1 protein-coding gene is annotated in these 24,947 nt (G+C 68.2%); it reads right to left on the bottom strand.

Translation table 11 applies throughout. The annotated features are described in order from the left end of the window. Positions 1-55 precede the first annotated feature (55 nt). Positions 56-24,931 (bottom strand): lonely Cys domain-containing protein, encoded by a 24,876-nt coding sequence (locus tag ACSMXW_RS11970; RefSeq protein ID WP_485805974.1) that lies wholly within the window; start codon positions 24,929-24,931, stop codon positions 56-58. Positions 24,932-24,947 lie beyond the last annotated feature (16 nt).

Consider the following 24,947-nt stretch of genomic DNA (forward strand, 5'->3'; position numbering starts at 1 on the left):
ACGGGCACCTTGCTTCTGGTTTTACGCGGCCGGTACAGCGTCTCCCGCACCGTGCTCACAGCTTCAAATGACGCGCGCCCCGTGGCACGCTGACATGCCTGAAAACCTCAATGCATTGCTCCTCAATTGACTTCAGTTCCGCCGCACTTGTCCGGGGGAGAAGGGACTTCTCGGTCAGGCTCTCCGTCCGGCGGCCGGCTCGATAGCTGGCCGGCGTGTGGAATTTGACCTCGAAAAACATATCACTCTCCGTGTCGCGCCAGATGGTTACGAACCCCCCACTTCGGGGTGAATTCCACGCATTCTGGTAGGACACCGGCTCGAACCCGATGCGTTTCATCTGATCGACCATCTCGTCGACGTGCGACGTGTACCTGTCCTCGTGACTGGACTCGACCGTGAAGCTGATCGCGTTCCGGACTCCACGCTTGGCCTGCCGAATGGAGAGTTTGGGGTTCTCGTGAAACTGCAATGCCAGGTGGAGTTTCACCTTGTTCTTTTCCATAAGGGTTTTGAAGTAAGTGAAGCCGCCAGTGCATCTCGAGTAAGCCTTGTGCATCTTTCGGTCGATCACCGGTTCGACTCTGCGCAGCTTGTCGTGGAAGAACTTTGCCTCCCGGTTGTTATCGCTGCTCAGCTTCAGCCCACTCGGGCCGCGCCAGGAGTGGTCCGGCATAGTCCGACCCCCGTTCTCGAACTGCTGCAACCAATCTTCACGCTTGATTGTCTTGAGCACCCGGGGCTTGTTTGTGGGGCTGACCTTTTCGGGGCCGGAATACTCCAACACGTCGACCTGCTTGATGTACCTCGGACGAACGCCCTTCCAGAACATCACTTCCTGCTCGAAGAGCCAGCCTTGCCACTTCTTCATGGTGGCCACCAGGTCAATTCCGCCCGGTGCATCGATGACGTAACGATAGAACTGATGCGATCCCTTTGCTACTTCAGCCCACTTCGGGATAAATTTGTTCTTCCCTCTGGAGGTGCTGACGAAGCCAGACTTCACCAGGTGCACCCGATAGTGCGCCAGACTTCGCGGACGCTTTTCGGTCCAGGACTCGAAGCCGTCATTGAAAATGGTGTCCCAGTGACGGGTGTCATACCTGTACAGCAGTTCCCTGTCCGCGCGGTACATGATCGGCAAGTCCGTTGGCCCGCTCCACCGGAACACGGGCAACTTATCCGGGTGTAGTCCGTATCGGCTCTTGCCGAAGCCAGCCGTCGGCTGCGGCTGCTTCGTGACCTTCCTGGGATATTCGTCCATCGCCGAATAGTACGCATCGTCCGACTCTGGCTCCTTGTATGACCCGTCATCCGGATGGGTGTCCTCCACCTCGGCGTCCGAGAAGTCATCGTCGTTGTACGTCATCTTGTGTTTCGGCTTCGTCGGGACCCGGAACGAACCATTCGGGCCAGCGACCATCACCTGCATTCGCTTACCATTCGGACCGACGGCGTCCACCAGTCTTGTGCCGTGCGGACCGACGAACTTCATCGGGACCAGACCAAGGGGGCCTGGGGCCTTCACCTGGACCAGCTCACCGTACGGATTAGTGACCATCCACTGGGTTAGACCATACGGGCCAGGAAGCGTCATCCCGTACAGATCAGCCGGACCAGCGACCATCATCGGCTGTGGACCTGCCGGACCAGCGATCATCTCCAGGACTGGCGTTGACAAGCCTTCGGGCCAGTAGGACGGGAGTACGTCCGGGAACTCCGCCGACTCCAGAATCTCCTGGGACGGGTCGTCCAGCACGGCACCCGTGTCGTCCGTCTCGACGTCCATGCCACCCGCCCGGTCGGACGTCGTGCCCGCCCCCGGCTTGAACAGCCGGAACCGGGCTTCCCCGTCATCCGCGCCGAGCGCCCTCAGATACAGCATGGTGCTGCCGTCGGCCCTGCGCTCCACACCCACGTTGACCGTCGGCGCGAACACCGGGCGGCGGCTGACATCGGCGATCGTCTGGGCCCGTGCCGGGGAGACCAACCCGGACGAGTCGCGCCGCTGCGCGCCCGAGTCGCAGGCGACCAGCACGATGGGCGTGGAATCCGGCAGTTTGCCCAGCTCTCTGCCCACCGAGGAGGCGTCGTCCGGGTCGACGGAACCGTCCTCCCGGAGCAGCGTGTCGCCGTGGGCGACGACGAAGAACGGTTCCTTGTCGGTACCGCCCCGCCGCCAGGGCAGTGCCCAGGTGCGGTCCGAGCCGGTGCCCTCGGCGCTCTTGGTCCGGAACCGCTGGGCCTTGGCGAGGCTGCCGAGCAGCTTCCCCGTCTGCCTCCACTCCGTCTCGGTCAGCTTCGCCGCACCGATCACCCGGCCGTCCGTGTCCCTGATCGTGTGGAACACCGGAGGTGCCTCGGGACTGTGCCGGTCGGCCTTGGGCAAGGCCGACCGGAAGCCGCTTCCGTCCGTCGCCAGCACCACCGGCGCCTGCCCGTCCGCGCCGGGGAAGCGCGTCACCGCACCGCTGCGGGTGTCCACCAGGTCGAGGCCGACCGGCAGCGTCCTGGCCGCGACGCTCGCGGCCACCTGGGTCACCGTGTCGTTCCAGTTGTCGGGTGACCTCAGCAGGACGGCGAGTTGCTGGTGAGGGGTCAGCCCGGCCTCGGCGAGGGGCAGCCGGTCTCCGAGCATCGCGGCCTGGGCACGCTGGGTCGGTCCCAGGGGGATCCCGGCCGCCGCAAGCGTGTCGGCGGAGACCACCACACCGTCGAGAGGCAGCGGAGCGTCCAGCGGCAGGTCGGTCTCCCTGAGCCCGTCCGACAGGGTGCGCCGCAGCGTGTCGGCGACGGTCTCCCCCGGCTGCCGGGAAAGTCCGCGCAACCGCTGCTCGTCCTGCCCGAGGGTCTCGGCCAGCGCGTCGACGAAACCGTTGCCCGCGCCCTCGGCCTCCCGAATCTCCAGCAGGGTCCCGTCTCCGGCGGTCAGTTCGGAGGGTCCTGACAGGGTGTAGGCCGGCTCCGGGTCCTGGTCGGGGGCGGGGTCCGCGTCCTGTGCAGGGTCCGCGTCCTGTGCAGGGTCCGCCTGCTGGTCGGGGTCCGACTCCTGCGCGGTGTCCGCCGGCACGACCGGCTCCGGCTCCGATTCCGGCTCCGCTGTTCCTTCCAATCGCCGGTCCGTGGATACCACGGGTTCCTGGCCCGCGGGCTCGGAGGTCTCGTCCGGCGGCGTCGGCACTGCGCCGTCGGGCGTGCTGACCTCCGTGTCCTGCCCGGCGGGGTGCCAATCGGCCTCCGGGTCGGTGAGCACGAGGTCGGCGGGCCGGTGATGCGCACCGCGCGCCGGAGTGTTTCGTGTGGCGGTGGCGCGGGACGGCCCGGCGTTCGCCGCACCCGGGACGGGCCCCGTGCGCGGGTCGAACCGCTCCCAGCCGGGGGTGAGCTTCTTCATCCCCGGTGCCACATTGCCGGTTACGTCTGACGGCCCGGTGGGGGCGTACACCACCCGGCCGGTCTCGTCGGCGACGAGCTGCGCCACCGGTGACTCGCCGTTCGCCGTCCCGTCTCCCGTCAAGCAGGACATCAGCACGACGGGTGTCTCGGGGGACAGGCTGGACAGGCTCGGGCGCCGCCGCAGGTAACGGCCGAGCACCCTGCCGTCCACCTGCACGGTACGCAACGCGGAGCGGCCCCGTCCCTGCTTCCGCCCCCCGACGGCCGTCTCGAGGAACACCGAAGTCGATGTGCCATGGGCATTGAGGATGTACGGTTTGCGGCCTGCCCAAGGCAGCTTCTGGTACTGCCGCGTGGTGACTTTCAACTTGCCGTCGACCAGCTTCGCCGGGCGGAAGCTGTCAAGCTTGTACAACTGCTGAAGGTCCTCCTCGCGCTCTGCCAGGCTGGCCGGATCATGCGAGGCACGGCCCATCGAACGGTTGTCGGGACCGATGATCGTGTGGGTGACCACATCGGTGTCCAGGACCGCGGCTCCGTCGATCGTGCGGAGGACACCGCGCGACGGCGCAGTGCCGACCGCCCCGCCGTCCCGGCGCGGCAGGTCGCCCGGCCTGCTGACGATCCAGCTGCCGACCGGTTCCACCTTGGTGGCCGGCTGGAACTGCGTGATAATCCATCCCCTGCCATCAGCGGGAAGCACCTCGATCGGCCCGCTGAACGACCACACCTCGCGTCCAGTCCTGGCCGCCACCAGACGGGGCAGTTCGAGCCCGTGCGCGCCGCCGAAGGGCACGGCCAGGACGAGGGGCGTACCCTGCCCCGCCCGCCGCAGGTCGGGGTCCGCCGCCAGCCGGTCGGCGAACTCCCCGGGACTCAAGGTCTCAGTCGTGCCGTTGCCGAGCTGGACCGTGATGCCCTGGGGAGTGCCCAGGGCCTTGACGATGAACGGCGGAGGGGCGTCCGGGGCCGACCAGGGCGCCCGGGACCTCGTGAAGGTGTAGCCCTGTTTCCGCTCCTTCGCGATCATCACCTCGTGCGTGACGAGCCCGTCGAGTCCCCCTTCCTCGCGCTCGGTGAGCGGTGTGTAGTCCCGGCCGATCGTCCGCGTCCCGCGAGCGGTGTTCGCCGTCAGCGGTGTGCTCGCCGGCTGCGACGGATCCTGCCGGGGCCCGGAAGCCTCCGGCCGCGCGGCCGGGACACGCCTCAGCTCGACCCGCAGACGCAGGCCGTGCCCTTGGGCGAACTGCTCCAGCTGCTGCTTGTCCAGCCGCGCCTGCTGCTCGGACGCCGCGTCCGAGTGCGTCAGCACGACCTTCGCCACGTCCCGCCAGCGGAGATCACCGTGGATCAGCGCCCCGAAGTGGGCGTCCGTGGCCGGCCGTCGCGCGGCGAACCGGCGGCGCAGCTCGCGGTCGGACGCGAAGTCCGTCGCCTCGGCGAGGGCGAGGCGTACGGCGTCGGAGTCGCCATGGGAGAGCAGGGGATACAGCGAGGACAACGTCGCGCCGTGACCGGGGCCCGCAGGCCCGTGGACACCGTCAGCGGTGGCAGTGTGGACGGTCCGCCCACGGACCTCCGGCTTCCAGTGGATGACCGCGCCGCCCAGACGCCGGACGCCACCCTGCTGGAACCGCGTGGAAACCAGCGCGGCCGGCAGCGTCCGCTTGTCGGCCTTGTCCACCGGCGGCGCGCCCGCGGCGCCCGCCAGCACCTCACCGACCGCCACATCGGGCCCGGCGGTCAGCGCGGAGAGCAGCGAGCGCCCGCCCACCCTGCTGTCCAGCCTGACATTGCTGACGAGGGACATACCCTCCGCCAGATGCTGGTGCACGGTTGCGAGGAACGACTCGGCATCGGCGTCCTGAAGGGGGTAGAGCTGAGCCGTGGCCGGGGCGGAGGTGATCCGGTCACGGGCCGCGAGCATGTCCCGCGACCCGAACCTCCTCGCCCGCCGCTCGGCCAACACCAGGTTCAGGGCCAAGGCCTCGTCCACCCGGTTCCACACGCCCTGCCGCCGGGCCAGCGCCTTGTAGACGCGCTCGTCCTCCTCGGCGCGCTGCAAGCGTTTCTCGACGAGCTGGCGCTCCTGACGGTTACCGTCCGACGGCTGCGTTCCGCCCCGCTCTGTGGTGGCAAGACGTCGGCTCTGCGCCGACAGACTGGAGATCTCGGACCACATCTTCTGGAGCGCGTCCTCGGGGTCCTCCCCCGAGAGCAACAGGTTGGTGATCCGCCTGTCCACGGCACCGGGCACCATCCGCTGGGTGTGCGAGGCCCCGTCCTCGCGCAGCCTCTGCTCGGCACGGATCCGGGCGGCCTCGGCCTGCAACACCGCCAGCTCTTCCGCCAGGTCCTGGAAGTGGCGGCTGCCGGGTGACCGGCCGGCCAGGGAGTTGCGCAGGGTGCGGATGCGCTCCTTTCGGTCTTCGAGACCCAGTTCCAGCTCGGCGTCGGGACTAGTCAGGAACGCCGTCAGGTCGGTGTCGAGCAGGGCCTCCCTGAGCCGGGCCACCTGGGCGGCCAACCGGGCCGCCTCTACCTGGCGCCGCACAGGGTCGAGAGCGGGATCGTCCAGCACCTTGCCGATCTCGGTGCTCAGCTTGCGGATCTTCGAGCGCCGCGCCTGATCGGCATCGAAGGGGTCCTCGACATCGGTCAGGGCGTCGGCACGATGGGCCGCCACCGGCGTGACCGGGCTCTCCGGTGCCGGTCCGAACGTCTCCCGACCGTGTTCCCGAGGCCCCACGGCGCCCGGCTCCCCGGACAGGTTGAGGCTGCGCAACAGGCGATCCAGCAGGCCGCTGTCGGCCGGCTTGGCATGAACCCACATACCGGTTGCCGGAGTCCCCGCCGTGCCCCACGAGGCACCGTACGACGGCTGGCCGTGCCCCTTGCTGCCGTACCACGGCGACGCGACCGGAGGGACCGGGCCGGGCACAGCCTGACCGTGCCCTCCCGAACCCGCCCGCGGCGGCAGCAGATAGTCGGTGATCTGCTGGAGGTCACGGCCCGAGAACCCCTTGCGGGCGCGGTCGAAGAACTTCGCGGGTTTGGGCTGCCGATGAGGCGTGCCGAGCATCCACGGCGGCCTGACGAACGTCGACGGTGAGAACCAGGTGTGCGCATTGGGGTTGCCCGTCTGCACGTTCCACGCACGTTGTCGGGCGATCACCTTGCCCGTCCGGGTCGGCGGCTCCTTGAGCAGGATCCGCTCGTAACCCGGGGCAAGCGCCCCCCACGCGGTGCGCGACGAGTTCTCGGCGGCGTGCCACTCCGCCATCCGGACCCCGTCCACGGCGTCCTGCTCCTCCATGTACCGGACGGTGTGGCCGATCAGCGCGAACGACTCCAGGTTCCCGCTCCGCATTCCCAGGTGACGCAGGTTGCGGCTGTTGCGGTGCAGGTACTCGTAGAGCTTCAGCTGACCGATGCGGTCGTCGCCGCCCCACGTCCGCAGGGCCTCCTTGTCACCCTTCCAGAAGTCGGTCAGGTTGCGGACGTTCAGGCCCTTGAGCCGGGCCTCCCGCACGATCTGCCGGTACTTGTCCCTGTGCTCCGGATCGCCGAACGCGTCGCCCGTGATCACCACGAGTGGGCGTTCCCCGCTTTCGGCCGACCGTGCCGTCAGTTGCTTCAGGATCTGGCGCATGCCCTCGTAGGACGTGTCGTGCTCGGGGTGCGCGTTGCCCGTCTTGCCGCTGAACCGCGACCACAGGACGATCGTGTCCTGCTGCTTCGACGGCACGACCCCTTGGGCGCCCAGCCACCTGCCGACCGCGTCCTGGACGTTCGGCAGGAACCCCGCGTCGTCCACCCGCCACGCCTTGCGTACCGCCCGGCGGACACCGACGGTGAAGTTGTGGGCGACCCAGTGCGTGCCGCCCCTGATCCGCATCAGGACGTCACTGTGGTCACTGAAACGGCCGGGCAGCTTGCGGCCCAGGATCTTCTCGGCTTCCCGCTGTCCCACCTCGTCGGGACGGCGCCCGTTGGCCTCGACCACGTGGATCTGTTCGCCGGGGATGCCGCTGTCCCGGTAGAACCGGGCCACGGACTGGGTCTTGCTGGGCTTCCCGAGCCCGGCGACGATCACGACGTGCAGGTTCGGATCGGCGATCAGCGACGCGGCGATACCGAACTGGTCCCCGGTGGCGAAACCCTGCTGCACCAGCACTCTCCTGGGCGCCGGCGCCGAGTCGTCCAGCCGCCTGCTCAGGCCGGCTGCCAGGTCGTCGTCGATCCCCGGCGTCCGCAGGACCAGAAGGGCCCGGTCGAGGTGGCTCAGGCTCAAGGAACCGACCCGGACCTGCGTGTCCGGACGCCAACCGGGCTGAGGCGTGTACCGCAGCCCCGCCAGATCCCGGACCCGCACCACGGTGTTCAGCACACGCGGCCGGTCGAGCCTGCGTCGCATGTACTCCGTCAGGTCACTGTCGGCCAGCTCATGGCCTTCCCCCTCCTTACCGCTCTCGCTCAGCGCGTCGAAGGCCGGTGCCAGGGGACGGTTCCCGGGCGGGGAGTCGGCGTCCTGCTCCGACTCGGCCAGGGGGTCATCGTCGAACCCGACCTGTTGCACGGGATTCGGTGCTGTCGGTCCGGGTGTGGTGGCGGGCGATGGCGGGACGGGTTGCCGGTGGTCGGCGCGCGCGGAGTGGTGGTCCGGGGAGGGGGCGGAGTCCTTGGAGTCGGGGGACGAGTCCGAGGATCCTTCGGGTTCCTCGTGTGCCTCTGGGTGCTCGGGGTCGGAGACCGGCCCCGGGTCGGGGGTGGCATCCGATGTCGACGGCGCCGAGCCGCCCTGACGGGCCGACAGGGCCACGGCCGAGTAGTGGTCGATCCCGTTGTAGTGCACGTACAGGGTGCTGCTCGCGGTGTCGCCCAGCGATATGTCCCGCACAGGATCGTCCTGTGCCACCACCACGTGCATGTTCGTGTATCCGGCGACCGCCGCTATCGCGTCGTCGAAGAACGGTGTGTTCCACAGGCGGGCGTCGCGGATGGCCCGCTCCACCAGGTCCGCCGTGGACATACCCCTGATCTCGTCGAGGGTCGGTGCCATGCCGTCCGCCGCCCACCGCGGGTAGGCGGCGTCGAGCATCCGGTCCCAGTGCCGCTGTGCCCCGGGGCCTCCCAGGCTGAGTTCGAACCGGAGTTGGCCGCGCAGCAGGTCCCTGTGGGCCTGATCCGTGAGCCGGGCCCGCACCGCTTCCAGGTCGGTGGTGCGTCCGGCCGCACGGTCCCCTTCCACCTGCCGGGTGACGCCGTCCGCGATCCCGGCCCGCTGCTCGGAGCTCAGCTGTGGCAGGTCCGGGCTGTTCAGGACGTGGCGGAGAGTGGCCGTGTCGAGATCCTGGAGCAGTGTCTCCAGTGGGTCCGTGCCCAGCGCGTCGATCTCCGCGCGCGCCTGGGACCCGGCGAACCAATCCGCCGCTTTCTCCCGCAACTCGCCCACCGTGGTCTCGCCCAGTGGGGAGTCAGGGTGCTGCCGCGCCGCGCTGACGATCACGGCGGTGAAGAAGCCGTCCCCACCCGGCGCGACCTCAAGCACGTCGAGGCCGGGTCGGCGGCCCGACGGTGCCAGTTGCTCGATGGTTCCGAAGGCGCCCGCGGTTTCGGCCGTGTGCACCGACGGGCCGTCCTCGGCGCTCTCGACGTGCCCGTCGACGCTCTCGTCGTGTCCCTGGGTGGGCTGCGCGTCGGAGGCATGTTCGCGCGCCGGGACGGAGCTCGTGGAGGTGGCGTCGCCAGAGGTGGTGTCGTCGGGGGCGGTCAGAGGGGCGGACGTGGCGTGGTCCCGCGGAACGTCCACGGCCGCCGGGCCCTCGTGCGGCCCGGCAGCGCGCGCTGGCTCGTCAAGCCGTTCGCCCGAGGCTTCCGGTGTGAAGACGGCCCACGAGCCCCGCGCGCCGTTCTCGTCCAGATACAGCACCGGCCGGACCCTGCCGGTCCTGTCCTTCGCCGTTCCCACGTCGGTCGTCGGAGCATGGACGACACGCCCCGTCACGTTCGCCACGTGCTGCGCGACAGGCAGTCCGCCGCGCTCGGGCGGCCGGCCGGTCTCACACGAGTACAGCACGATCGGCCGCTCCCGCGGCCCGAGGTCCACCCAGCGTTGCAGGGCACGGCCGAACTCCGGACCGCCGACGGCGAAGCTCGTGCCGTCCTCGCGGGCCAGTTCCATCCCGGAAGGAGTGCCATGGCCGAACCAGTGCGTGGCATCACCGTTCCAGTCGCGGGGCCCGTCCCCGACAAAACTCTTCTTGACGCCGTCGTAGTGCGCGAACTGCCCACTGGCCACCACGAGTGGCCACCGCTCCGCACGCTGCTCCTGATCAGAGGCCGAATGCGAACCCAACCCGACCAGACGGGCCCCCTCACCCCGCCCCTCCCGCACCGCATAGCGCCGCACCACCACGTCCGGCACCAAGCGGCCGTCCAGCGTCCGCACCGACGCCTCACCCGCACCGGAGCCACTCACAGGGCGCATCACCACGCGCGACAGCACTGCGGAGTCCGCGCCTGAGACGGGAGCAGACGCCAGGGACCCGACCGACGAGAGGGTTCCCGTAAGGGACGCCCCCTCCTCGCGCCCTTCCACACGCCCCTCTGCCGCCCCCCGCCCGGCAGGCCTCTGTACCAGGCCCTCACTGATCGACTCGAAACCGTGGCGGCCCCCGCCCCTGCTCGGCTCCTGCCGCCGACCGCCTTGGTCCGCGCCGTGGCGTACCCCACTCGTGTACGGCTCGTTCGCCCGCGCACCACCATGTGACCTGTTGTGGTTCCCGCTCCCGGACGAAGAGGGCTCGCCGGGATGGGTGCGATCGTGCCCCGGCACGCCATGGCCGACCGTCGCGGTGCGGGTACGCCTGGGCAGCAGGTACTCGGTGATCTGCCGCAGGTCCTCCCGGCCGAACCCCTTCTCGAGCTGGGCGAGTTCCTTGTAGGGCTTCGGCTGCATGCTGGGCCCATGCAGCCACGCCGGATGGCTGAGGTCCGGCAGTCTGTTGTTCCGGGGGGCGGCGGACAGCATCTGGATGGCCATGGCCTGTCCCCGCTTCATCCACTTCCCAGTGCGGGTGGGAAGCTCTGCCACCAACAGGCGTTCGTACCCGGTGGCCAGCGCTCCTTGTTCGGTGCGCGTCGAATTGGTGGCAGCGTGCCAGGCCACCATCCGGTCGCCACCCAAGCTGTTCGGCTCCTCCATGTACCGGACGGTGTGACCGACCAGTGCGAGGGCCTCCAGGTTCCCGCTGCGGAACCCCAGGTGGCGCAGGCTGCGGCTGTGCCGGTGCAGGTACTCGTAGAGCTTCAGCTGACCGATGCGGTCATCGCCGCCCCACGTCCGCAGGGCCCTCCTGTCACTCTTCCAGAAATCAGTCAGGTCACGTACTTCCAGGCCCTCCCGGCGGGCCATCCAGGCCATCTCCCGGTACTTGTCCTTGCTCCTCGGGTTGGCGTACGCGTCGCCCGCGATCACCACCAGCGGCCGTTGTCCGCGGTCGGCCGACTCTGCCGCCAGCCGCTTCAGGATCTGCCGCATACCCTCGTAGGACGTGTCGTGCTCCGGGTGCGCGTCGCCCGTCTTGCCGCTGAACCGCGACCACAGGACGATCGTGTCCCGCTGCTTCGACGGCACCACTCCCTGGGCGCCCAGCCATGCTCCGACCGCCTCCTGGGTTCGCCGCGGGAACCCGGCGTCATCTACCTGCCATGCCTTGCGCACCGCCCGACGTACACCGACGGTGAAGTTGCGGGCTACCCAAAGCGTGCTGCCTGCCACACTGAGGGTGGCCTTCTTCTTCTGCTTGGAAGACAGATGGGGACTGGTGGAGTTGAGGAACTGCTCCGCCGCCCTGTTGCCCGCCATGACGGCCGTCTCACCCCGGTTGGCTGCAACCCGGAACACCTGCGACGCCGGAATGCCGCTTCCTTGGTAGAAGGCGGCGATGGCATCACTCCGATCCGGCTTGCCCTCCGCCCCGCCGACCAGAACCACGTGCAGGTTCGGGTCAGCAATCAGGGCCGCGGCGACACCGAACTGGTCCCCCGAGGCGTACCCCGGTTGCACCAGTACCCGCACGGGAGCTGCTGCCTCGTCGTCGAGCCGCTTGTACAGCGCGGCGGCCAGGTCGTCGTCGAGGCCCCGCGCCTGCATCACCAGCGTCGCCCGGTCCAGGTGGCTCAGGTTCAGCGAGCCGACCTGGACCCGGGTGTCCGAACGCCAGTGAGGTTCGGCGGTGAACCGCAGCCCGCGCAGGTCCCGGACCCGCACCGTGGCCTCCAGGACCTCGCGCCGGTCGAGCCGGCGCCGCATGTCCTCGGTCAGGTCGCTGTCGGCCAGCTCACGGTCCTGCCGCTCCTCGCCGCTCTCGGTCAACTCGTCGAAGCCGGGCTCGAAGCCGGCCGGGGCCTCCTCCGGCGCGACCAGCCGGATCGTGGCGTCCCCTTCGGCGGGTCCGGACGAGGCGGCTGTCGCAACGTCGTCCGGCGCGGACGCCGTGCGCGACCGCGTCCCGGCGTCGTCAGGCGGCCCGGCCTCGGCCGGGATCCGCGACGGTGTGCCCTGCTCGTACCCGTGGTTGTCGCTCTCGGCCGTCACCCAGTCGAGAGCGGCCCACCGCGAGACCTCGACCGGGTCGAGAGCGGCTCCCAGCTCCGTGGCGGTCACGTCGCCGAGACCGTAGGACGACACGTGCCTGTAGGCGGCCCTCGCCAGCACGTGGGCCCCGGTCAGGGCCGTACCGTTGCCGACCAGCTCAGGTCCGGCGAAGTCCCGGGCGGAATCCGGGATCTCCGTGATGACGCGATCGACGAACCGCGATCGCGGCGGCACGCCGAAGAAGTGGTTCCCGAACTCGCCGTTCGCGAGCAGGTGTGCCGCGACCTGTTCCATCGCGACCTGGTCGGCGGAGGTGCCGAGCTTCTCCGCGACCTCGCTCCGGATCCGCAGGAACTCGCGGCTGTCCCGGATCATCGGCCCGACGATGGGAACGTCGTCGGGCCCCGTCTTCCGCGGCGGCTGGTCGAGATCGACCGACCCGGGGGCTATGTGCACGTCCGCATAGAAACCACCGCCGACCTTCAAGACGGCGTAACGGGCGGCGTCAGAGGCGACCGGCAGGGCCCCCCGCTCCGTACGGGCGTTCGCGTAGATGTCGCGCAGCTTGGCCAGAGAAGGATCCGCGATGTCGTCGGTGGGCTTCCGACCGAAGGCACCGAAGACACCCGTTCGCGCCGGCTGCTTGAGCGGGAGTACCTCGGCGATCTCCTTGAACTCAACGCCCCGGGCGATCAGATCGGCCCTCACCTGGGAGTCCCAGGTGCTGACCGCCCGCCCGCCGGGCCCGGGCGCCGTGTCCGTCCAGATCCGCATCTGCCAGCCGGACCGGCGGGCCTTCTCCGCCCACTGCGTCATGTTCCGCACGGTGGCGGGCTCCATGGGCCGGCCTGCCCAGAAGAAGTTGAGAGCCTTGGGTGGCTCGCGAAGACCCAGTTCGTCCGCGATGCCTGGTTGCTGGTAAAGCTCGGTGACACCGGCGACCGACCCTGCAGCCTGCTGGTGCAGGGCCATCGCATCGGCGTGGCCGGCCTGTCCGGCGAGCCTCTCGGCCCGCTCGCCCAGCCTCTGCACCATCACCCGGGCAGCGCTGAACTGCCCGATCTTCACGAGGTCCAGGGCACCCTGGAGGACCGCTTCGGCCTGTTGCCCGTCCAGCGGGTCGTCCGTGCGGGCCAGTTCGAAATCGGGCTCCTGTGCCGCGCCGCCACTCCCGCTCAGCGCACCCCCCGCGGGTTCGGACACAGGGACCTCGCGGCTGGGTTCCACCGGGGAGGCGCTGTCCGGAACCGGGCCGGATTCGACGTTGCCGGGTGCTGGTGTGGCGGCCGGTGTGAAGGTGGTGGCGGACACCGGTGGGGCGGGCCGCCGGGAGCCGGGGGCCGCGGAGTCCACGAGGTGGTCCGAGAAGGAGCCGGTGTCCTCGGAGTCGGAGTCCGAGTCCTGGGCCGTGTCGGAGCGCTCGCGGTCGGAGTCCTCGGTGTGGGAAACCTCGGGGTCGGAGTCCGGTGTGAACGGCGCCGGGGCGCCCGGGCGGGCCGTGTCCGCGGCGGTGTTCGCGGATGTGGTGGTCTCGTTGCCGGTCGGGTCTTCCGCGTCGGCGTCGAAGAGTACTTCCCGTTCGCCGACGTCGTCGGGGTTGGAGGCGACCGGTGACTCGTCGTGGGGCTTCAGGGCCGGGACCGGCACGCCGTTCTGGTCACGCCACAGCTCGTCCAGTATGCGCGATGGCTCCATGGCTGCGGCGAAATCGGGCCGCAGGGTGCCGTAGGACTCGCCCAGGCGCCGGGACAGGGCCTCTGCGGAGGCCTCGTTCCCCGTGAGCAACTCGTGGGCGAGCAACGTGGTGAAGGACTCCAGGAGGTCGAGTTGCGCCTGCTGCACCTCGGTCGGCGTGCCGATGACCAGCGGACGCTGGTGCTCCAACGCCACCCGGTTCCACGCCCAGCTCACCGCCTGTGTGAACCGGTCGTCCGGGTCGGCGACCTTCATGTACCGGTCGGCCTCGTTGAACATCGCCTTGTCGTCCGGGCGGAGTTCGGTGACCGGCGCCTTGCTGTCCGCCCACCGCCAGTGCGAAGCCTTGCGCGTCGAGGCGATGAGCTGGTCGGGTGCGTGGATCTGCCGGTTGAACAGGTCCCGCCCGAGTGCCTCGGTGGTGAACCCCTTGACGAACGAAACGCAGTTGTAGAGCGCCAGGTTGTAGGAGGCCTCGAAGTTCTTGGCGGTGTAGACGAGCGCCTGAGCCAACTCCATCGCGTTGATCGACTGGACGTGGGTGATGCGAGTGCCCCGGTCGAAGAGGAGCCCGTCCCGTTCACCGGTGACGGTGCCGGGAACGGAGAAGACACCGCTGTCCACGGCCGGATAGAAGCCGATCACCACCGGGTCCTTCCGCCCCGGCAACAGGATGCCGACGGAGGCGTGACCCACATGACCGTCCCACAACTCCGCGAGAGTCGACCCACTCGGCCGGGCCATCACGACCATCTGGATGTCCCGCCAGTACGGGTCCTCGCTGTCCATCACATGGGCCCGCAACGGTTCCACGAGCTTCACGAACTCCACGAGCCCGTCCACCGACTCCTGCGGGATGATGCCCGCGGCGGACTGCCTGCGTGCGGCCGCGAGGACCGCATCGGCGTGCTCGCTCGTGAGGGCCACGCTTGCCCGGACATCTCCCCGGGTGCCGTCCGTGTCAGGCAGGACCACGCTGCGCAATGCCTCGTCATCCAGGAGCGTGTTGCCGCCGGGTCCCCCCCACTCCTGCACGGCGGGGGCGTCTGGATGGCGGCCAACTCCCGGGTCCTCAACCTCGGGGGTTTCAACCTCGGGGGTTTCAACCTCGGGGGTTTCAACCTCGGGGGTTGCAGTCTCCTGGGCCTCGGCCTCCGGTGCCTCATCGGCCGTGTCCACGGAGATGTCGGCCGGGACGTTCGCGGGTGTGGTGGTTTCGCCGGGGGGCGAGTCTTGCGCCTCGGCGTCGAAGAGTACTTCCCGGTCGTCGGCGTCGTCGGGGTTGAAGGGGGCCGGCGACTCGTCGTGGGGCTTCAGGGCCGGGACCGGTACGCCGTTCTGGTCACGCCACAGCTCGTCCAGTGTCTCCGGGGATTTCGTGGCGGCGGCGAAATCGGGCCGCAGGGTGCCGTAGGCCTCGCCGAGGCGCCGGGACAGAGCTTGTGCGGACTCCTCGTCCTCACTCACCACCAGCTGGTGGGCGATCAATGTGCTGAAGGAGCCCAGGAGGTCGAGTTGCGCCTGCTGCACCTCGGTCGGCGTGCCGATGACCAGCGGACGCTGGTGTTCCAGCGCAACCCGCGTCCGTGCCCAGGCCATCGCCCGGTCGTGCAGCGAGTCATCGGTCCGCCTGATCATCTGCATGTACAGGTTCGCGTCGGACAACGCGTACCTTTCGCCCGGGCGGAGTTCGGTGACCGGCGCCGCGCTGTCCGCCCACCGCCAGTCGGAGGCCCGTGACTCTCCGATGAGACCGTTCGGCGTGTTCCCTCGAAGACCCGACTGGCCGCGCCCCAGCGCGGCGAATGTGACCCCCTTGACGAAACCCACACAGTTGCGGCGCAACAGGTCGTAGGAAGTCTCGAAGTTACGCGAGACGTAGTGGAACACACGCAGCAGTTGGTCAGCGTTGATCGAGTGGGTCTGAAGGATCCGGACATGCGGGTCGAGGAGCAGGCCGTCCTGCTCGCCGATGACGGTGCCGGGAACGGAGAAGACGCCGTTCTCCACCGCCGGGTAGAAGCCGATGACCACCGGATCCGCCCGCCCCGGCAACAGGATGCCGACGGAGGCATGGCCCACATGACCGTTCCACAACTCCGCGAGGGTCGACCCGCCTGGCCGGGCCATCACCACAAGCTGGATGTCCCGTGTGAACGGGTCCTCGCTGTCCATGAGATATGTGCGCAGCGGCTCCACGAGCCTCACGAACTTCTCGAACGAGTCGGCGGCCGGGGAAGAGTCGGCCGCGATTCCTCCGACGATGTCGTCATCGTCCTGATCGAGTCCGGAAGACAACATTCGCGGATCATCGTGCACTGCCGGGTCATCGACCGCGGGCCCGCCGATGTCGTCATCGTCGTCGAATCCGGAGGACAACGTCCGCGGATCGTCGTGGACCGTGGGTTCGTCGAAGAGGGGTCCGCCGAGCAGCGACTCGTCATTCCCGGAACGGGGGCTCCCAGCCGGCCGGCCCTCGTCCTGCCCCGCGCCCTCGGCCCCGAGGAAATGCGTGCTGCCGTTCGTGGCCACCCACGTCGCGACCAGCTGTGCCCGCTTCTGCAACGACTGCGCGTACCACTCAGGGCCGAGAGCCCTGTATCCCGCCTCGACCGCAGCCATCAGGTCGTCGTCGTCATCAAAGAGAATGTCCCCGACCAGGTCCCGCAGGCTCTGGCGGTCCTCCGGCGACAACTCATCCCACGACTGAGGCGGAGAAGCGGTGGTAGCCCCCCTCCCAGGCGCCCCGGAGGCAGCACCGGCATCCGAGCGGTGCGGGGCACCGCCAGTCGGCTCACGGCTCCACCGATCCTCGCCGCTCTCGCTCAACTCGTCGAGGGCGGGCTCGAAAGCGGCCGGGGCCTCCTCCGGCATGACCAGCCGCAGCGTGGAGTCACCTTCGGTGGGCGCCCCGCCATCCATGACGTATTTACGTCCAGCCAGCGCCAGCTTGACAAGCAGATCGGCCTGCTGCCTGGCAGGCAGACGCCGTTCCCGATCCCCAAGCTGGACATAAGCCAGCTTGAACACGTTCTCCATGGAACCGAGCTCTACCGGAACCTGGCGGCGCGCCTCGATGAGAACGTCCTTGGCAACGTCTGAATTCTTTTTTGCGAATCGGTTCCAGTCATCGAACAGACGATGTTTCGACGACGATCCCGTCCACCTCTCCACCAGCTTGGCCCGGTCAGCGGTCGGCACCCCCATCAACTGGGCCGACAGCAGTTGGGCCAATTCCGTACCCGTACGAGAAGCGTCCTTATGGAACCTGCGCGACAGTCCCCGACCGGACGATTCCACTGAAGGAGTAGCCGACGTTTCTGGCGCGAACCGCTCCCACCGGGTACCAGGCATCAAATGGAGATAGGAATTCATCTCACCGGTCGGCGCGAACACCTCACGCCCGGTCTCTTCGGCAACGAACGACGCTACCGGCCGCATACCGAGAAACGATTTCGCCGTATTGCAGGAAAGCAGCACAATCGGGGCCTTCTTGCCCTCTTTATCCAGCCTGGAAAGGCTGGGGCGCCGCTTCAGATGGCGGCCGAGCTCCCGGCCGTCCATCTGTGCTTTGCTGCCGTCACGCAGCACCACTTCCACAAAATCCGGTTGTCCGTGGCCACTCCAGAAGTAGGGAGTCAACCCGGCGTCGGCCCATGGCACCCTGCCGATCTCCGACACCGTCATGTCTGCCTCGTACGGCACGAACTTCGTAGCCTTATGCAGCATTCGGTGCGCTGGCTCACGCTTCACCAGCTCGTTCGCGGTGAACGAGGCACGGCCCACCGAACGTCCGTCCTTGTCGACGATGGTGACGGTGTGGACGGCGTTGTCCGGGACCAAGCCCCCCTCCAACGTGCGGATTGCGTCACCGCGAGCAGCCGGGCCACCCCGACCCGCCGTTGTCCTAGGTAGGTCTCCCGGTCGGCTGACAATCCAGTCCCCGACCGGCTGGCCGTCGTCCAGGGTGACCGCCAGCGCCTTACGCCTCATACCAGGGAGGTTAGTCACACGCATATCGCCGCTGAACGACCAGACGTCGCGTCCTGTCCTGGCCGCTATCGCACGCGGCAGGACAAGGTCCTGGGCACCACCAAACGGCATCACGAAAACTATCGGCGCACCGGGCGGCAAATTCCCCACATCGGGATCACGAGCAAGAACATCCGCAAAATCTTCAGCACTCAACTTCTTGGACGTATTATCACCGCGCGCCACCCAGACACCGTCTGGATCGCCCGACGCCCTGACGAAGAACGGAGATGCCGCACTCGACCACGGCACCTTCCTCAGACTTACCTCTGCCTTCGCTTCTCCCCGGCTCTCGTCGCTTCCCACGATCGCCCAAGAATCCATCTCGAGGGGAAGATCTTCCCTCTCATTCCGCCGGCGAGACGGCGGCCTGTAATCCCGGCCGATCGTACGTGTCCGGCCCCCGGAAACCTCGGTCCACTGCGTGCTCACCGGGCGCCACGGATCGCGGCGAGAGCCTTCAGGTTTCGGGGCCTCACTGACCACGGCGTGTGCACGCCCATACGGGGTGGCCGTTGCAACGGTGTCCGGCGCGGGCGCCGCACCCCACCGCGTCCGGTCATGGCCGGAGTCTGCCTCGGCGCGCTGTTGGCTTGACGGGTCGGTCGCGGTGCGGGTGGGGGTGTTGTGGGCGGTCAGGTTGGTAAGTGGGGCTTGGTCGTGCGGGGTTTCTGCCGGGCCCGGGTCCTCGCCCAGTCCGGTGGTGTGCGCAGGCTGGTCGAGTTGTTCGTTCGAGGGTCGCGGTGTGAAGACGGCCCAGGAGCCGGGTACGCCGTTCTCGTCCAGGTGCAGGACGGGCCGGACCCTGCCGGTCTCGTCCACGGCCGTTCCCACATCAGTTGTCGGAGCATGCACCACACGCCCCGTCACATTCGCCACATGCTGCGCGACAGGCACTCCACCACGCTCAGGCGGCCGACCAGCCTTACACGAGTACAGCACAATCTGCCGCTCCCGCGGCCCGAGATCGCTCCACCGCGTCAGAGCACGCGCGAACTCCGCACCGCCGACATCCTCACTCGTGCCATCCTCACGGGCCAACCGCATCCCGGCACCAGCGCCATGCCCGAACCAGTAGGACACGTCATCGCCCCAAGCCCGGGGCCGGACCGACCCACCGAGGTCCTTGAGGACAGGGTCGTAATCCAGGTACTCCTTGGCATCCACCACCACCGGCACCCGGTCAGCACGTTCTGCCTGTTCAAGTGCCGAATGAGAGCCCATCCCGACAAGACGGGCACTCTCGCCTTGCCCCTCCAGCACCGCATAACGCCGCACCAACCGATCCGGCACCGTGCGGCCGTCAAGGGTCCGTACCGACTCCTGATCCGCGTCGGAACCACCGACCGGCCGCATCACCACACGCGACACCAGCGCAGAGCCGGCATCCGCATCCGCATCGGCGTCGGCGTCGGCGTCGGCGTCGAGGGTGGGCGCGGTGGATCCAACCGTCGAAAGAGCCCCCGGAACGGACGCCCCCACCCCGGGATCCCCTGCGTACTCCGACTCCGCGCTCTCAGTAGTCGGATTAGTGTCGTCGCCCTCCCACATTCTCAGCGACTGTTTGAGCGAGGCGACCATCTGAGGGACAGTGAGCCCACCCTGGAAAAGAACGTGCAAATCCTCCGAGATGACCGGAGGCAGACCATGAGACAACAGCAGCCTCGGCAGCAAAAGCTGAACATTAAGCCTGCGATTCGCATCAGAGAACGGATGGATCACCTGAAGAGCGCGAATAGTCCTGGCGATAGCAGCCAGAAGCATATCGTCATTCCTAGCGGCCGCGACCTCTTGGTAATACCGGTCGAAGACTGCGTCCACCAGATGCGCAGCTTCACTCTGACCGTAGACAGTCTGGAGAGTCAACTGCCCCTTCCACCTGCGACGTTCCAGGTAGACCAGCGGCAGGTTGTCCCTTCGCCCCCACGCATACGTCAGCGGATCCACAACGAGCGGACGACCGAGCAGCCTCTCCTCAAGCAAATCGGGAGCCAAGCTTTCCGCACGGACCGGAAAGAAAGTCGACCCCGTGCCCGCACCCGACCACCAGAACTCCTGCGGCACATGACGCGTAACCCGCTCATGCATACGCTTGTACGCCCGCGAATCCAACCGCATCTCAAGCGCACGCACATCATTCAAAACGGCCCGATAGGCTCCCGTCATGCTCTCCTGCCAGCCAGGAGTGACCTCCCCCGACTCCGACCCCACGTCGTAGTACCGACCCACATCCCGATACCGACGCGGATCAGCCCGGTACGCACGCAACGCAGCACCATGATGACGAGGATCGATGAAAAGGCGCCACCACTGGTTCTCCGGAAGAAACGCCGACAACGGCGTCTCCCCCTCGGTCTCTATACCCCCGCCAACCGGGACACCACCACGCGGCTCCTGCCACTGCCCCGTGTGAGACGGCCGAGAATGACTGGAACTCCTCGACGAAGAACCCCCACCCCTACCCGACTCCTGCCACTGCCCACCCTGAGACGGCCGAGAATGGCTAGAGCTCCTCGACGAAGAACCCCCACCCCTACCCGACTCCTGCCACTGCCCACCCTGAGACGGCCGAGAATGGCTAGAGCTCCTCGACGAAGAATTGCCATCAGTACGACCCGCCGACGGGCTCTCAGTGACCGGCTTCGGATCGTGCCGGACTTCTCGCGCAGGCCGCTTGCCACTCGACTCATGCCGCCGTGGTGTACCACCGTGTGACGGCTGCCCGCCCTGCTGCCCTCCAGCCGTCCCCGTCAGATGGCCATACCCCTCGACCAGCTTCTCCAGCAGCGCAACCTTGCTCTCGACCGCCACTTCCCGCAACATATGACTCTGCTGCGAGCCACTCAGCACCGGAGACCTGTCGAAATCATTCTCGACCTGCTTCCGCAGGGCCTTCCGCAACGCAGCCGGACCCTTCGCCTTCCCCCCGGCATGCCAACTGGAAATCTTGGCCGCTTCCGTCGCATGCCGCCTGAAGAATTCCGTCAACGGAATCTTGTGATCATTGGGCAACCCATAGGACGCCACCATCCGGCCCGCCCACTCCGTCGGGTTCGCATGACTCTGAGTCAGCTCGAAAACCTTCGACAAAGTCTCGTCCGTCACAGGCGAACCCGCCGCGAAATGCCCAACCTTCCGACCGATACGACCCATATCCGTGGCAATCGCCATACCCGAACGGAACTCCGCACCATCCCACACAGCGGAATGAGAACGCGCCTCAAAAATAGAGTCCGTTAGCTGTTGCCCCTCCTTACTCCCCGATCCAAAGCCCACCCCGTCCTCAAGACCCGCGTAACCAACAGGGATCTTCACAAAAGTATTAGGCTCAGGGTAGTAAACCGCCCGGGGAACCTCGGCCGACAACACATCACGCACCGCCAGATCCGCATCAGCAGCAAGCTTCACCAACGCATTCGCATCATCCGGCGCCCGATAACCACCACTCAGCACATCCCGCGGCGAACCCGCAAGATAACCTCCCGCACCCGTGAACAACGGACCATCATGAGTCACAAACGAAGCAGTATCACTATCCCCCGTATGCAGATACACATCCCGGGAATCATCCACCGCCCGCATACTGTTCACGAAATCAGCGACAGCACCCTGCTTCACCACATGCTGCCTGATCTCCCCATACGGAATCGTCGTCTGCTGAATATCCGAAGCAGACTTCACCTTCGGACTCGACCACACGAACCCAGCAACCGCTACCGGAAAACGATCACCCTTCCAATTCTGCTGAAACTCCCTGACCTTCGCCGCCACCCGCGCCTGAGCGTCCCGCTCACCACTCCACACATTGACACCGATGACCAGGGCAAACTTCTTCCGAGCCTCCCGCTCACCACCAGCGAACCCCGACACATAACGCTCAGCAATCTCATGGAGCGGCGGCCCGTCCAACGTCGCCGGCACCACACCCACCATGCCCACACCCTCAGGCTGACGCGAGAAAGACCCCAAACGAGCCTCAGCCACCGGAACCAACCGCACGCCACCCGACGACGAACCACCCTGCACACCAGGAACACCCTGCGCACCAGAAGCACCGGCCCTCGACCCACCGGCAGCCCGCCCACCAGAACCACTGCCACCCGCCCCGGCAGCCACCTCCGCCTTCGGTTTCTTACTAGGGGCGCCCCCCACTCCGACGAAGTGCGTCCTGCCGTTTGTGGCCACCCACGTCGTGACCAGATCCGCCCGACGTGTCAGCGGCTGGGCGTGCCACGCGGGGTCAAGAGCCTCGTAGCCTTCCGCTACCCGCTCCGCCAGGTCCTCGTCGGCGGCCCGCCCAAGGCCCTTACCAACCAGCTGCACTATCTCCTGCTGGTACCGCACTCCCAGCTTGTCCCACGACTTCGACAAACCCCCTGCCCCAAGAGGAGCCTTCACACTGTCGGTGTGATGGCCGGCTTCGCCGAGCAAATCGAAGGCCCGCGTGTGCTCGCCGCCCTTGTTCGGCGCCTCGATGGCCGATTCGAATGGAGACTTCCGGGGGCCGTCGTCCGCTGGGCCGGAACTCACCACGGCAGGTGCGGACTCCATGGTGGGACGGGAGACCGGTACGGGGCCGGATTGTGCGGCGTCCGTGGTCTCGTTCTCCGCATCGGATGCGGGTGCCGTCGTCGCGGCCTCCGCCTCCGGCATCTGACCAATGGTCTCGGACAGCCCGGCTGCGCTCTCGGTAGCGATCTCGCCGGGTGGCAGGCTCCCTTCGGAGACCTTGCCGGAACGGTCGGCCGGCCTGGAGCGTGCGGACTCGGCGCCATCGGCGCCCGAGCGGGGCGGGGTGCCGCCGGCCACCGATGAGGTGTGGGGTGTGGAAGGCGCCGGGGCCGGGGTGGGTGTGGCCGACGGCGAAACGGAGGTGACGGGTGCGGGTGACGGCGAGGATGCAGTGGCGGGCGCAGGTGTGGAGGGCGCTGTGGCCGGGGTGAGTGTGGCCGACGATGTCGATGTGGGTGCTGCCGAAGGCGTCACCGCCGGGCCCACAGGCGACGTCGCGGGAGGGGCCGGCTCGAGGGACGTCGGCGTGTCCGGGGTGGCAGGGGAGTCGACCGGCCGCCCCTGTTCCACGGTCACGTCCGACGCCGGGACGTCGGTGCTGCCGTGCTGGGAGGTGTACCCACTCCCGGCCGGCTGGTCCGCCCCCAGCGTCCCGTTCGCCTGATCCGTGTTGACGACGGTGTCGCCGCCTGCGAGAGCCGGCGTGTCCGGGGTGGCAGGGGAGTCGACCGGCCGCCCCTGTTCCACGGTCACGTCCGACGCCGGGACGTCGGTGCTGCCGTGCTGGGAGGTGTACCCACTCCCGGCCGGCTGGTCCCCCCCGAGCGTCCCGTTCGCCTGATCCGCGTCGACGACGGTGTCGCCGCCTGTGCTGACGTCGCCGTCGTTGCTGCTGCCGGTGCCAGCGCCCTTGCCGCCGAGAGGGGACGTCTCGTCCCCCACGCTCCTCGCCGGAACGTGCCCGTGCGTCTGATCCTGAGCGGGGTCGTCCGACACGGTGGCCGGCCTGCCGCCCCCGCTGCGCGCTGTGCTGCCGTCCGGGGCGTGGGTGTTGGAGGTGCCGGGGGTGTGGGTCGCGGGACCCTGGGTGGATGCCGCGTGCGTGTTGGAAGTGCCGGGAGCGTGTGTAGCAGGCCCCTGGCCGGCCGAGGCGTGCGTGTTGGAAGTGCCAGGAACCTGGGTGGCAGGCCCCTGGCCGGCCGCCGCGTGCGGGGCGGGGGTGTTGACGTGCGGGGCGTCGACGTCGGTGGAATCCGCGCCGGGCACGTCGGACCGCTGGGAGTTCGCGGTGCCCGCGTCCGGGGCGTCGATGCTGGTGGTGCGCACCCCGGAGCCGCCGACCTGCACGTCGTCGATCTGCGTGCCCTCGCCGGTGTCCGGGCGGCCGGCGGATCCCGCTCCGCGCGCTCCGGCGGCCGGCGTGCCCGAGGGCGCGCCAGCGCCTGCGGTGCCCCCCGCGCCCCGAGGCGCGCCGTCCGCGTCGCTGCCGATGCCGTCGACACCGGACAGAACGGGGGAGTCGCCGAGGGAGAAGGTCTTGTTCAGCCACTGCCCCGCGCTCTGCGTACCGGCGCTCAGCACCTGCATGGCCTTGTCGCTGACGCCCGCGCCTACGAAGCTTTCCCAGCTCATCCCGCCGAGCAGCGCACCCTCCGCGAGGGCCTCCGAGCCGCCCCCCGCGAGGAAGTCCTTGATCTCCGACCAGGCCCGGCCGGCGGACCTGTCCAGCCTGGACGGAGAGGGGGTGGTGTCGGGGACACCCGGCGTGTTCTTCCCGACCTGCCCCGGCCCCTTGCCCAGATCGGCGCCAGGCGAGTCCCCCCAGTGGGGGGACGACGAGACGTCGGCATCCGGTGCGGCAGACGTCTTCCCACCCATGTCGGGCGAGTTCTTCCCGCCGAGGTCGGACGAGTTCTTCCCACCGATTCCCCGTGGGACGTCCACTTTCGAGGAGACGTCGCCCGGGAAGTCCTTGAAGAGATTGAAGTCCCCCTTGGCGACCTTCTTGAACAGGTCGTCGATGCCGAGGGCCTTGGATATCCCCCCGTGGAAGATCGCCGCCAGGCCGCCCAACGCGCCGTCCTGGAGAATCGACTTCCAGTCGAACCCCTTGGGCCTGACACCCTTCGGCGGCGCCAGCAACATGGAGAGCCGCACGGCGAACGCCATGAACGCCTCTTCGAACGCCTCACTCAACGTGGGCAGCAGATGCGTCCGCGACAACAGGGTGTCCAGGACCGTCAGAACGAGCATCCTGCTGCGGGCCTTGGCGACCGCCGCCCTGCCCGCCGACGCCCCTCCGCTGAAGACGGCGAGCACCGCGTCGATGAGGAGCTCGATCATCAGCCGGATCACCTCGGCGATGATCGCCCGCTTGGACTCGGCGATGTTCAGCGAGGTGGCGATCCGGCTGTCGGCGATCTCGTCGACCTGGTCGGCGAACTCCTTCAGGTGGTTCGTGCCGCCGTCCTGCACGAACAGGTTCATCGCTTTTCTGTACTGCCTGCCCACCTGGGGCGGCAGGGACCGGCTCGTGCCCAGGACGGACTGCTCGATGATGTCGGACAGGTCCCGGGCATTACCGCTGAGCGCCTTGAGCGGCTTATGGCTGTCGAAGGCCAGATCCTCGTTCGCCTGGAGGAGCCTCTCCCCGATGAGGACGAACAGAAGGTCATTCAGCTTCTTCGAAGCCATGATGGCCATGGGAGTG

The sequence above is a fragment of the Streptomyces sp. DSM 116793 genome (assembly GCF_057320905.1).

Coding starts and splice junctions, on each gene's coding strand:
- ACSMXW_RS11970 (WP_485805974.1), bottom strand. CDS start 24,931: ATGGCTTCGAAGAAGCTGAATGACCTTCTGTTCGTCCTCATCGGGGAG.